Genomic DNA, 13,338 nt, shown 5'->3' with positions numbered 1-13,338 from the left:
TTTATTCACTCCTCATTTTTTCATATAATCTTTCTAATCCCTTTAACAAATTGTCAATATCACTTTCTTCTAAAGCTGAAATAGAATCAAGCAAAAATTTGCTGCTAGCTTCTTCATTTATAGCATTAATAAGCTTTCTTCCTTCGTCCGTGAGCATTACCATGCTTATTCTTCTGTCTTCATCATTTTTTACTCTTTTGACAAGTCCTTTTTTTTCAAGTCTATTCACCTTCTCGGATACAGTATTTTGAGAATTATTAATATTCTTTGCAATATCACCTATAGTAGGCGCTGAAATCTCGTCACTAAGGTTTATTGCAAGTTCATCAAGTTCAATTAATAAGTGAAATTGTTCAAGGCTAAGATTGTACTTCTTTGCAAGCTTATGATATCTTCCATGTATCAATTCATCTACTGCACTTCTTAATTTTATTACCTTTTTTGCTTTATCAGTTTTATTCATACTCCACCTCATTTATATCGTGTAACGATTATATCTATGTACGATATATTATCATATGTAAAAACATAATGCAATCTTCTCTTACCATAAAAAGTTATTTTATCTTGCCTAGAAAATAATATACTAAAGCTCCCCCCATTGAAATAAGTACTAATATCGGATTCAAGAATTCCATAAGCTTACATTGATTTATTAAAATTTTCTGTATAAAAATTATTAAGTATTCATTTTCCGTAGGCACGGCGGAAAATGTTCCTTGCTTTTCCCCCTCTGAGTGAAGTAATGGTATTGAAAAAACAGTTTAAATAAAACTCAATAAATCTTAGGGGCAAATTGTAAAAAGCCTTAGAAATTTCAATCTGTCTGAGCGTTAGCGAGTTATTGAAATTTCTTAGGATTTTTAGAATTTGCCCCTTAGATTTATGAATTTTATTTAATGTTTTGAAATACCATTACTTCACATTATTTCATCTAGAGATTTTTGTTTTGTTTCAACTCCTAAAATAGCAATAATAAGAGCTACTACTACAAGTATAATTCCAAGTACTATAAACACAATTGTGGTATTATAATTTTTAAGTATCCATGCAACTCCATAGGGACTGAATATAGTTGCTAGCCTTCCTATAGCATTGCAAAACCCTGATCCTCTCAGCCTTACATTAGTAGGGAATAATTCTGGAACATAAATAGCAAGACCAAGTGTAAGTAATATATATATAATTACGGTTAAGAAAAATCCAAAGGTTAATATTATCCACATAACATTTTGTGAAGCATATGCATATCCAAGTCCTCCAGCTAAAAGCATAAATATAGTTAGGCACCATTTACGACCAAATTTATCTACAATAAAGCTGCCAACTAAAGCTCCAAGTGGTGCTCCTATCATCATTATAGTTGTATATCCTAAAGATTTGGAAACATTTATGCCTTTTCTTAAAAAAAATGTAGGTGCCCAGCTTACAAAAGTATATATCAATGTATTTATTGCAATCAGAACCACACATCCTACTATGGTTCTTGAAATCATATTTTTACTAAATAAATCAGAAAATTTTCCTTCATGCTTATTTGTATTCTTCTTCATGACACTAGGCTGAGGTACTGAACTCCCCAATTCTTTTTCTGCTTCATTATAAAATATATTCACTACATCCTGTGCATCCTTTTCCATCCCCTTCGATTCATACCATCTTGGAGATTCAGGCATGCTTTTTCTAACATACCATACAATTAAAGAGAATACTCCTACAAATACAAACATCCATCTCCATCCAAACCTAGGTATTATAATATATCCTAAAAATGCAGCTGCTGGGGTAGAACAATTTGTTATAAGAGAAAGCATAGATACCCATTTTCCTCTTGTCTTCGATGGCACAAATTCCGCAAGCAGCGCGTATCCTGTAACAATTTCAGCACCAAGACCAATTCCCATTATTCCTCTACAAGCTATCAAAAAAATCATATTAGGTGAAAATGCTGCCACAAGAGATGCTCCTCCAAATATTAAAAGATTAAGCTGATAAGAAAATTTACGACCAAAGCTGTCTCCCAAAAATCCAGTAAGCAGCGAGCCTACTAAAAGACCTACAAAAGTTACAGAAATAAAAGCAGCATTTAAGCCAATGTTTGACCATCCACTCTTTAACAATACCCCTAAAACCCCTCCTGCTAAATATACATCAAAGCCATCTAAAAATATTCCAAGACCTATAAGCCATAATATTTTATAATGCAGTTTAGATACCGGGACATAATCCATTTTTTCAGAAATATAACCAACTGATTCCATTAAAAGACCTCCATCCAATGAGTTCAAATTTAATTTTTTAATATATAATTTCACTGGCCAGTAAAAATTATTTTCTAAATTAAGCATAAAAAATAGACCTTTCCATGGGGCGAAAGGTCTATCGCGGTACCACCCAAATTTATTACTTAAGGCATCTAAAACAAATAATAAGGTCTTGTTGCAAGATAATTTTGCGTAATACTAGGCAGTCTTAGCTGGTTCAGTTGGCGAAATATTACGCAAAATTAATCGCTATATGTCCCCATTATTTTTTTGAAGATGACTCCATGTAGTTTAACGGCTTTGCCCGGCACAACCCTACTAATTTCAGATCGCAATTTAAGGGTGAGTTTCAATATAATATAGCTATGCTTTTTCATCATGCGCACTCTCTTTAAGGTATATTTATATTTACTTGTCCCTATCATCATTTTTAAAATATTATTCTCTTCAAGTTTATTTTGTATTTTACTTTACGTCTTTACAAAAGTAAACCAAGTCTTCCTAAAAATAATGATTTTGCTTTTTATCACCGTTTTTTTATTAATTTATTATTTTAAGTATTGTTTTTTTACATCAATTCTACAAACTAATTTTTCGCTTTGTCTATATTATTTACATAACTTTGCTTTTATTTTTACTTGGAATATGCAAATATTAGTAATCAAAAAGCCATTATATTTAAAACAATATATTTTAAGTCAGTATATTTTTGTGGAAGATTTTCTTTAACACCGAGCATTTGTAGTGAATTTACTAAATTTCCAAGCTTGCTAAATTTATACCAATCAGATGGCAAACTTCTTTTAGAAGAGTTATTATATGTTTCCTTAAATATTCTACTATAGATATAACTGTTGTTTCATTAATGCCTATATTATAAAAAGGTATAGAGCGTCCACACAAGTTATACATTATCTAGACTCCTTTCCCACTTGAAAATTCCGTAGGTACGGAGGAATTTTTTCCTTGCACTATCATAGGAGCGAAGTAACAAATTTGAAGGAGTGATTTAAATAAAATTTTAATAAATATTAGAGCCTAATCCTTAAAAGGCTTAGAACTTTCAATTGTTTGAACAACGTGAGTTTATTGAAAGTTCTTAGCTTTTTAAGGATTAGGCTCTTAGATTTATTAATTTTATTTAACACTCCAAAAATTTATTACTTCGCCTGTTCTATACTTTTAAATGATATGGGTACATAGAGATAACTGTATTATCATATTTAAGAAGAGCTTCTCTAAGTATCAAACCCGTATGGTTGTGCAGGAATTGTCCTCCCCAACCAGTAGTCATAAACTGAGGTAAAACAACTGTCACCTTCTCATTTTTATCTGCTGCTTTAGCTATTATACCTATATACTCAATAAGTGGATTAATAACAGCTCTATATGGAGAATACTTACATACTAAGAGTATATCTGTATTAAGCTCCTTCCATCTTCCTTGAAGTTTTTCTATATACGCCTTATTAGGAGATACACTAAGTGCTATTACATCTGGTGTTATGCTTCTAGCATATTTAAGAGCTCCCAAAGTTGCCTTATTTAAGCTTGAAATAGGAACCACTATAATATGATTAAAATGATCATTTATTTCAAAGTTTTTAAGCTCATCCTCACTTGTCCTAAGCCCATCAGCTACCTTGTTATAGTGTTTCTTAATTTTCATCATCATATATGAAAGTATAGGAATGAGTAGTATTACAACCCATGCACCCTCTTCAAATTTTACAGACATTATAACTACTGTTGTTACAAGGGTTATTACTGCTCCCAAGCCATTAATAATTTTCCCCTTAAATTTTCCAGGCTCAGTACTTCTATTCCAATGTACAACCATTCCTGTCTGTGCTAAAACAAATGATAAGAAAACTCCAACAGAATATAGGTTGATTAACAAATCCGTATTTGCTTTGAAAATTAAAGTTAGGACACAAGCTATAAAAGTTAAAAATACAATTCCATTTGAATAGCTAAGTCTTTTTCCTCTCGTAGCAAAGCTTCTTGGCATATAGCCATCTCTTGCAATTACAGACATAAGCATTGGGAATCCGGTAAATGCAGTATTACATGCCATTATAAGTATAATTGCAGTAGTTATTTGTATGACATAAAACATAAAAGTTCTGCCTCCAAATACAGCAAAGGCAATCTGAGATAATACTGTAACCTTACTATTTTCAAAATATACTGCATGATAAAATCTAGCAAGAATAGATGTACCACCAAATATTAAAAATATAGTAGTAATAAGAAGAAGCATTACTTTAATAGCATTTTTTTGACTTGGCTCCTTAAAGTTAGGCACCGAGTTACTTACAGCTTCTATTCCTGTTAATGCAGAGCATCCTGATGAAAATGCTCTTAAAATTAAGAATACTCCAATCTGCCCACCTGATTTAACAACTTCATGAACCATAGGCTGTGTTGTCACACCATACATAGAATATCTAATAAGTCCATATACAATCATAAAAAGCATACTAAATATAAATAAATATGTTGGTATACTAAATATTTTTGAAGATTCTCCAACTCCTCTTAAATTAAGAATAGTTAAAACAATTATAAGTACTACAGTAATAACAACCTTATAATCATGAAGCGATTGAAATGCTGATGTAATAGCTGCTACACCTGCACTAGCACTAACTGCAACGGTTAGTATATAGTCAAGAAGAAGTGCTGCTCCTGCTATAAGCCCTGGTGCAACTCCAAGATTTTCCTTAGCAACTATATATGCACCACCGCCATGGGGGTAAGCTTTTATTATCTGTATATAAGAAATTCCAAGTATAATGAGTAAGCCTATTATCATAAAAGATACAGTGCCTAGCCACTGATAGGAAAGAACTCCTATTACAGGCAGCAAAACAAGCAAAATTTCCTGTGCTGCATAAGCAACAGAAGAAACTGCATCACTGGCCATTACAGCAAGTCCGAAAGGCACATTGTATTTTTCACTAGCACTTTGTTCGTTTGCCAACGGCTCACCTATAAGTATATCAAGAAACTTTTTTAACATTTTTATCCTCCTTAGTAATACAAATAAAAAATATTAATTTAGGGTTTTTGTATATGTAGACTATTATAATCATTTTAATTATAATATCAATTATAATTTATAAAATTTTAACATTTTCATAATAAACGAAAAAAATGTCCCCCATTAATATCAATTTGATTATTTCAAGGGGCACTTAGTATCATTTTATCAATTTCGGCGTTGTTTTTGTAACCTTTTCTATTTCAAGGCACATATTTTATCCCATATTTCAGTATATTTTCTCTTTAAATTAACTATTTTAAAAGTATTATTGCTTACAAAAGTTTGAGTTGTTTCTCCATCCGCAATTACTTTATTATCAGTTTTTCTTATAACATCGTATTTTAATACAACCTTAATAGGGGAAAGTTCTTTAAGGGAAGTTTGAATAGTAAGTTCATCTGCATATGTAGCAGCATCATGATACTTACATCTTGTTTCTACTATAGGCATCATTACTCCCACATTTTCCATATCCTTATAACTAATTCCTGCTTCTTTAATAAAATCTTCTCTTGCAACCTCAAAGTATATGTAATAATTAGAATGATACACTATTCCCATTTTATCTGTCTCTGCATATCTAACTTTAACATTAGTATTACTCTTAAACATATTTTCCCCTCTTTTTTAATTTCTATGTAGTTTGACGCTCTATTAATTCTATAGGTAAAATATTTTCTGTTTTAACCTCTTTGCCATCTATTTGATCTATAAGAAGCTTCACAGACATTTTTCCCATTTCTTTCAGCGGCTGTCTAATAGTGGTTATCCGAGGAACAATTAAAGATGCAAGATCAATATCATCATAGCCTACTATCTTTAAGTCCTTTGTTATTTCTTTGCCAATAGAATTAGCTACTTGTATAATGGATGCTGCTATCATATCACTGCTGGCAAATATTCCATCTATATCAGGATGCTCTTCAAACATGTTGCGCACTAGCTTTATGTAATTTTCAAAGGTATCTAATTTTGTTTGTTTAACTACAAAATCTATATCTTGCTCCTTTACAATATCCATGAATGCATTATACCTTTTATTGGCCGGAGTATTGAGCTCAAGAGTACCACTTATATGAGCAAGCTTTTTACAGCCTTTCTTAATTAAAAGCTTTGTAGCTAAGGTACCTCCCTTGTAATTATCAGAGGTTATAAATGGTATATTACCAGAAAGATTTCTGTCAAAAGTTATTATAGGCAACTTCTGTTTTGAATACTCTGCTGTCTCAAGAGTATGACTTCCCATTATTATACCATCAACTTGATTTCTTTTAAGCATATTTATATAATCTTTTTCTTTAGCCTTATCTCTATAAGAATTGCATAACAATATCTTGTATCCATTTTTATATGCATAATATTCAACATAATTAGCAAGTTTGGCAAAAAACGGATGTGATACATCTGGAATTATAAGTCCTATAATATTAGATTTTTTTCTATACAAGGATCTTGCCACTTCATTTGGCTGATAATTAAGCCTTTCCATAGCCTCATTAACTTTTTCTCGTGTTTCTTTACTTATGTATCCTTTATTATTAAGCACTCTCGAAACTGTTGTAACAGCTACTCCTGCTAACTGAGCCACATCCTTAATTGTTGCCATAAAAACACTCCCTAACCTTAAGTTAAAGTACACTTAATTATATAATATTGAAGTAAACTTGTCTATTAAAATTACATTTATGTTAGATAGTAGTATTGAATATAAAACAAATAGAGAAATAAGCATAAGAAGAATACATAAATCCAAAAAACATCCATAAATTGACTTTTTGCAATTTACCATAACCTTATACCAATTTCTCTTCAGTTGCGGAAGAATATGTGTATATATGCTGTAAAACATATTCTTCCAAATAAATATATTGTTTTCTAATACGGGGATATAATTTTCAAATTTTTTATCTATCTTATACTTTCCATCTTCCTTAATCCCATAAATTTCAAGCAGAATTTGCTTTCCATTTATAATATAAGTACTCTCTATAAATTATATATACTTTTTATTTCTTCAAGCACTGGAAGTTCTACCACAGCTCCAGTATATTTAAGCTTATAAGCACTTACTGCAAATCCAAGCTCTAGAGCTTTTTTTATGCTATAACCTTTTATTATGGCTGAATAAAATCCAGACCAAAATGCATCTCCTGCTCCTGTAGTATCAACAACCTCAGTAGCCAAGGTATTAAATTTTATGGTTTCAGTTCCATTTGAAGCTATTGCTCCTTGTTCCCCAAGTGTCATTACTACAAATTTAGCACCAAGCTCGAGAAATTTCTTAATTTGATTCTCAAGGGTATCTTTACCAAATATTCTTTCTGCATCATCCTCTGATGGCTTTATAATATCAACCATGGGAATTATTTCTTTTACGTATTGAGTTCCTTCTTCGCTCTTATCCCAAATCATTTTATGATAATTAGGATCAAAGCCAATAATAGTACCATTCTTTTTACATTCTTCAATAATTCTAAATATAGTTTCTCTAGAATTTTTTCTTGAAATAGGCCAACAAGAAAAATGTACAATCTTTGAATTCTTCACAATGTCGGCTATTTTAGGGCTAAAACACAAATGATAATCTGCTTCTCTATAAAATATTGGTATAGGAGTAGCTTTACTTTTGGTAACTAAAACCAAACTTGTTGAATAATCAACCATATCAACATAGTCAGTATTAATATTTGCACTTTCAAGCTTTTTTATTAAAAATTTTCCTAGGTTATCCCTTCCAACTGCTGAAACAACACACGAATTTATACCTAATTTTTTTACATTCATTGCTATGTTGGCAGGTGATCCTCCAAAGAACTTATTGTAGCTATCTGATTCAAAGTTTTCTCCATAATCCTTTGATATCATATCAATTAAAAGTTCACCTACAGTAAGAACATCATTCTCTTTTTCTTTAAACACTATATTATCTTCAAATTCAAACATTTTTTCCACCACTTTACCATTTATTATTGAAGCATATAAACTCTGCATTCGTATGGTTTTAATTTTATTTTTTCTATTTTACTATCATCTACATCATAATTACTGATTATCTTTTGAGAGAAATTGTATTTAATATCTTCCGGCAAATTAAATACTGGTTCATTTTTGCTGAAATTACATATAACAAGCAGCTTTTTACTATCCAAAGTCCTTGTATATGCATATATTTCTTTATCATCTTCTAAAATCAAATCATATTTACCATACACAACTATTTCGTTTTCTCTTCTTATTTTTATCAACTCTCTATAGTAATTAAATATAGAATTTGGATTGTTTATTTGGGTTTCTACATTTATTTCTTTATATCTAGGGTTCAGTTTTATCCAAGGTTTAACTTCTGGCTCCGTAAATCCTGCATTTTCACAGCTATTCCATTGCATTGGGGTACGTGCATTATCTCTTGAAAGTTCATGAAGATAATTCATAAAACTATCTTTATCCCTACCTTTTACTTCTACTTCTTCCTTATACCGATTTATAGCACTTATGTCTCTATAATCTTCTATGGTTTCAAAGTGAACATTAGTCATACCTATTTCTTCACCTTGATATATATAAGGAGTTCCCTGCTGCATATGAAGGCATGTACCAAGCATCTTAGCAGACTTCTCCCAATATTCCTTGTCATTTCCAAATCTAGATACAACTCTTGCTTGGTCATGGTTATTCCAGTAAAGACTGTTCCATCCACCATTCTCAAGACCCTTTTGCCATTTTGTAAATACCTTCTTTAATTTTATTAAGTCAAAGGGCTGTTTCATAGCTTTCGATTCATCTCTATCAATATCCATATGCTCAAATTCGAATACCATGTTTAATTCATTTCTATCTTCTCCAACATACTGCATGGCAATTTCAGGAGTTACTAATGGAGTTTCGCCAACAGTCATTATGTCATACTTACTTAAAACTTTTTCGTTTAACTCCTTAAGATATTCATGAACTCTTGGTCCATTCATTACTATAGGATCTTTATCACCATAGAGACTTCCTTCTGCTTTAACTCCATCTGGAAAGGTCTGATCTTTAGAAATCATATTTATAACATCCATTCTAAAACCATCAATACCTTTATCTAGCCAATATTTAACTAGCTCTTGGACTTCTCTCCTAACCTCAGGATTTTCCCAATTTAAATCTGGTTGTTTTCTTGAAAAACAGTGTAAGAAATACATGTTAGTATTCTCATCATATTCCCAAGCTGAGCCAGCAAATGCTCCTCCCCAGTTGTTTGGTTCCTTTCCATCCTTAGGATCCTTCCATATATAATAGTCTCTGTATTTATTATCCTTAGATTTTCTACTCTCAATAAACCATTTATGCTCATCTGAAGTATGGTTGACCACCAAATCCATAAGAATTTTTAAACCTCTCTTATGTGCTTCATCAAGTAATTTATCAAAGTCTTCCATAGTCCCAAACTCGTCCATTATGTCTCTATAATCACTTATGTCATATCCATTGTCATCATTAGGAGATTTATATACGGGGCACAGCCATATTACATTAGCTCCTAAAAGCTTGATATAATCAAGCTTTTCTATTATTCCCTTTAAATCTCCTATTCCATCTCCATTCGTATCTCTAAAGCTTCTTGGATAAACCTGATAAACAACACTTTCTTTCCACCAGCTTTTTACCACATTATCACCCCACAATTATTTTATAGATCCTTGAAGTACACCATTTATAATGTGCTTTTGCAAGAATAAGTAAACTATTATTACAGGGATAATCGTGAGCATAAGTCCTGCCATTGATAAACCATAGTCAACTGTATAAGTTCCGTAGAAGTAATAAGTTGAAAGTGGTAAAGTTCTTTGATCTGGGACCATAAGTACTAGAGAAGGTAACAAGAAGTCATTCCATATCCATAATATATCAAGTATTAATATTGTCATTGTAGTTGGCTTCAAGAGCGGAAATACTATTTTCCAAAAAGTTTGAAGCTGTGAGCATCCATCTATCATAGCTGCTTCTTCAAGTTCTTTAGGTATACTCTTTATAAATCCATGATACATAAATACAGCAAGAGCTACTCCAAATCCAAGATACATGTATATGAGTCCCCATTTACTGTTTAGCATGTTAAGAGAGCCATATATCTTAACAAGAGGTATCATTATTCCTTGGAAAGGTATTATCATAGATGCAACCATCATTAGAAAGACAGCATTGTTGAATTTCCAATTTCTTCTTGCAAGTATATATGCTGTCATAGCAGATAAAACAACTATAAGTACAACGCTAACAGAAGTTACTATTAATGAATTTACAAAACCATGCATATAATCCATTTTTTCAAACGCACTTGCATAATTTGCAAAACTTATTTTCTTTCCTAGAGTCAATGGGTTAATTAAAATCTCCGGATTGTTCTTTAAGGAATTAAATAGTACAAATAAAAATGGAACTAAATAAACAAACAATAAAACTGCAAGAATAATTGTCTTTATAATATTTGCTATAAGTCTTTGCCTCTTCATTAGCTTTCCACCTCCATTTTTTTACTGAAGTAAACTTGAGCTACTGTTATAACTGCAACCATTAAGAACAAGAAGAATGCTTGAGCCTGTCCTACTCCGTATTGCTGTGACAAGAACGCCTTCTGGTAAACTGTCATAGCTATCATTTGAGTTGCACCATAAGGTCCACCCTTTGTAAGTGACAAGTTTACATCGTATATCATGAAACATCTTTGAAGGGATAAGAATATGCATATTGTAAAGGATGGAATCATCATTGGAAGTATTATACTTCTCATTTTTCTAAAACTGCCCGCTCCATCTATATCTGCTGCTTCTAATATATCCTTTGGAACTCCCATAAAGCCTGCTATATAAATAATCATCATATATCCTGAATATTGCCATACTCCAACTATTACTAGTGTCCAAAACGCTTTTTTAGGATCAGCAAGCCATGAAGAAGAGAATATAGTAAGATGTAGGGTTTTTCCTATATAAACAAGTACATTTGAGAAAATAAACTGCCATACATAACCAAGCAAAATACCTCCAATAAGGTTTGGTGTAAAGAAACCACTTCTAAATACATTTTGAGCCTTTACTCCGCTTGTTAAAATATATGCTAGTAAAAATCCAATTCCATTAGTAAGTATTACAGTAAAAAATACATATTTTAATGTTAGTAAAAATGATGTCCAAAATACCTTATCTTTAAAAACTTCTAAATAGTTTTTAGCTCCAACCATTGAATGAGTGGAAGAAATACCATTCCAATCAGTAAAAGTTAAATATATACCAAATATAAATGGTAGTATAATTACGGTAAGAAATATGAATGTAGTTGGTCCTGCAAATACTAAATAAGTTTTTAACTTTTGTAAAAAATTCTTTTCCTGATTCATAGTTACCATCCTTTCCTTTATAAGATTTCTAGATAATTTTATTTATTTTAAATATTGTGGGATTATTAAAAATTCATAATGGGATATCTTTGTAGTATTTGCCTTAAAAAAATGGAAAGGGCCTAAAGCCCTTTTCATTTTGGTAATAATTCTACCGAAGTAAGCTTAGAAATGCTTATCCTCTATTTTTTATAACTTATTTTACAGTTTTCCAGTATGCTTGAATTTCATTAGCTAAAGCTGCTTTATCTTCTTTGTTTCCAACATATTTTTGCATAGCTGCTCCAACTTTTGTTCCGTGATCTGAAGGTAAAACTGTCATAAATTCTATTGTGTTCTTGCTATTCATGTGATCTTTTATTGATTTTGATAAAGGATCATTAGGTGCTAATGTTATATTTTTGAATGCAGTAATTATGCTAGCTTTATTAACCATTATGTCTTGACCATCTTTATCATAAACTAACCAATTTAAGAATTTCTTAGCTGCTGCTTGTTGATCAGCATTATTGTTTGTTTTATCTAAACCTATATATTTTGTAACACCTACTGCTATTCCACTGTTGCCATAGTCATCAGCATTATTGCTTACAGGAACTGGTATAAATCCAAAGTCTTTGTTGTCTCCTGAAAATTGTTTAATTTGTGGCCAAGCCCAGTTTCCCATGAACCAGAAACCAACTTTACCTTCTCCAATGTACTGTTGATCCTTTTCATAAGTAGCTGCTAATGCATCGCCTTTATCTATATTGTATTTCTTCAATACATCAAGAGTTGCTATTAATCCATTAAATTGTTTGTTCTGAGCTAAATTAACTTTTCCTGCTTTTAAATCGTCTAAGAACTTAGCATTATCTTTAGAATCCTTAGATTGTGTTGCATATGATGTTCCAAAGAAATGTGATCCAAGAGACCAATCCATTGGTGAAAGAGCAACTGGTGCTACTCCTGTAGCCTGCACCTTTTTAAATGCTTCTTCTAAATCGTTAGTTGTTTTTATTTTTGTTGGATCTACTCCTGCTTTATCAAGAACTTTCTTATTGTATATTATACCGTCACCTTCAACTGTAAGTGGGAAACCCATTGTTTTTCCATCAAGTTTAACAGTATCAAGACTTCCTTCTTGTGCATCCTTAACCCATTTTTCATTTGATAAATCAGCAAATTTATCTTTAAACTTTATAACATCACCTGGATCAACTATTGCTAATGCTGGTGCATTTTGTGAAGAATACATTGTACTCAATTTTTCAAATGGTGGCTGACCAGCTGAGCATGCAACAACATCTATTGTTATATTAGGATTGGCTTTTGAAAAAGTTTTCACTGCCTCTTCCAATTGTGATTGAATTTCTCCTTTTGAGTTCATAATACTTATTTTGACTTTTTTAGATGAACCGGATGATCCACTGCTACTGCTGCTAGTTCCACAACCTACTAATAGTGAACTTGTAATTGTAAATGCGGCTAATAACGATAATATTTTTTTACATTTCATGTTTTTTTCCCCCCATATTTTGATTTGTTTTTTATGTAAACATTTACTCGATGATTTTATTATATACGCTTCTTTTTTATATGTCAACCGTTTTCATATAATTTTTTATAAATATTATCCGTTTCCATATGTGCAATGATACATATAAAGA

At 31.3% G+C, this 13,338-nt stretch carries 11 protein-coding genes and 1 other annotated feature; all 11 genes read right to left on the bottom strand.

The genetic code is table 11. From position 1 onward, the window contains the following. Position 1: 1 nt before the first annotated feature. Positions 2-463 carry a MarR family winged helix-turn-helix transcriptional regulator gene (locus ACJDT4_RS22215; RefSeq protein WP_406789802.1) on the bottom strand — a complete coding sequence of 154 codons (462 nt, stop codon included), beginning with the start codon at positions 461-463 and terminating at the stop codon, positions 2-4. Positions 464-920: 457 nt separating this feature from the next. Next, positions 921-2,261, bottom strand: coding sequence for an MFS transporter (locus ACJDT4_RS22210; protein ID WP_406789801.1), 1,341 nt, complete (start codon positions 2,259-2,261; stop codon positions 921-923). Positions 2,262-2,363: 102 nt separating this feature from the next. Then, positions 2,364-2,698, bottom strand: a binding site (T-box leader). 319 nt (positions 2,699-3,017) lie between these two features. Continuing rightward, the gene (locus ACJDT4_RS22205; protein ID WP_406789800.1) at positions 3,018-3,176 is read right to left on the bottom strand and encodes a hypothetical protein; all 159 of its coding nucleotides are present in this window, start codon (positions 3,174-3,176) and stop codon (positions 3,018-3,020) included. Positions 3,177-3,438: 262 nt separating this feature from the next. Next, on the bottom strand, positions 3,439-5,289 hold the full coding sequence (locus tag ACJDT4_RS22200) for an APC family permease (protein ID WP_406789799.1): 1,851 nt from the start codon (positions 5,287-5,289) through the stop codon (positions 3,439-3,441). 219 nt (positions 5,290-5,508) lie between these two features. Beyond that, positions 5,509-5,925, bottom strand: a complete 417-nt coding sequence (locus ACJDT4_RS22195) for an acyl-CoA thioesterase (RefSeq protein ID WP_406789798.1) — start codon at positions 5,923-5,925, stop codon at positions 5,509-5,511. 22 nt (positions 5,926-5,947) lie between these two features. Further along, positions 5,948-6,919, bottom strand: coding sequence for a LacI family DNA-binding transcriptional regulator (locus ACJDT4_RS22190; RefSeq protein ID WP_406789797.1), 972 nt, complete (start codon positions 6,917-6,919; stop codon positions 5,948-5,950). 380 nt (positions 6,920-7,299) lie between these two features. Beyond that, the gene (locus tag ACJDT4_RS22185; protein ID WP_406789796.1) at positions 7,300-8,256 is read right to left on the bottom strand and encodes a carbohydrate kinase family protein; all 957 of its coding nucleotides are present in this window, start codon (positions 8,254-8,256) and stop codon (positions 7,300-7,302) included. Between the two features lie 23 nt (positions 8,257-8,279). Then, on the bottom strand, positions 8,280-9,962 hold the full coding sequence (locus ACJDT4_RS22180; protein WP_406789795.1) for a glycoside hydrolase family 13 protein: 1,683 nt from the start codon (positions 9,960-9,962) through the stop codon (positions 8,280-8,282). 15 nt (positions 9,963-9,977) lie between these two features. Next, positions 9,978-10,805 (bottom strand): carbohydrate ABC transporter permease, encoded by an 828-nt coding sequence (locus tag ACJDT4_RS22175; protein ID WP_406789794.1) that lies wholly within the window; start codon positions 10,803-10,805, stop codon positions 9,978-9,980. Beyond that, positions 10,805-11,689 (bottom strand): carbohydrate ABC transporter permease, encoded by an 885-nt coding sequence (locus ACJDT4_RS22170; RefSeq protein WP_406789793.1) that lies wholly within the window; start codon positions 11,687-11,689, stop codon positions 10,805-10,807. Before ACJDT4_RS22170 ends, ACJDT4_RS22175 begins: the two co-directional genes overlap by 1 nt. Before the next feature lie 196 nt (positions 11,690-11,885). Continuing rightward, positions 11,886-13,187: an ABC transporter substrate-binding protein gene (locus ACJDT4_RS22165; RefSeq protein WP_406789792.1), complete on the bottom strand. Its 1,302-nt coding sequence runs from the start codon at positions 13,185-13,187 to the stop codon at positions 11,886-11,888. Between the last annotated feature and the right edge of the window lie 151 nt (positions 13,188-13,338).

The sequence above is a fragment of the Clostridium neuense genome (assembly GCF_045310695.1).
Classification (GTDB): domain Bacteria; phylum Bacillota; class Clostridia; order Clostridiales; family Clostridiaceae; genus Clostridium_S; species Clostridium_S neuense.
Note: the sequence above shows the minus strand (reverse complement) of the source record. Positions and strands in the feature narration are given on the sequence as shown.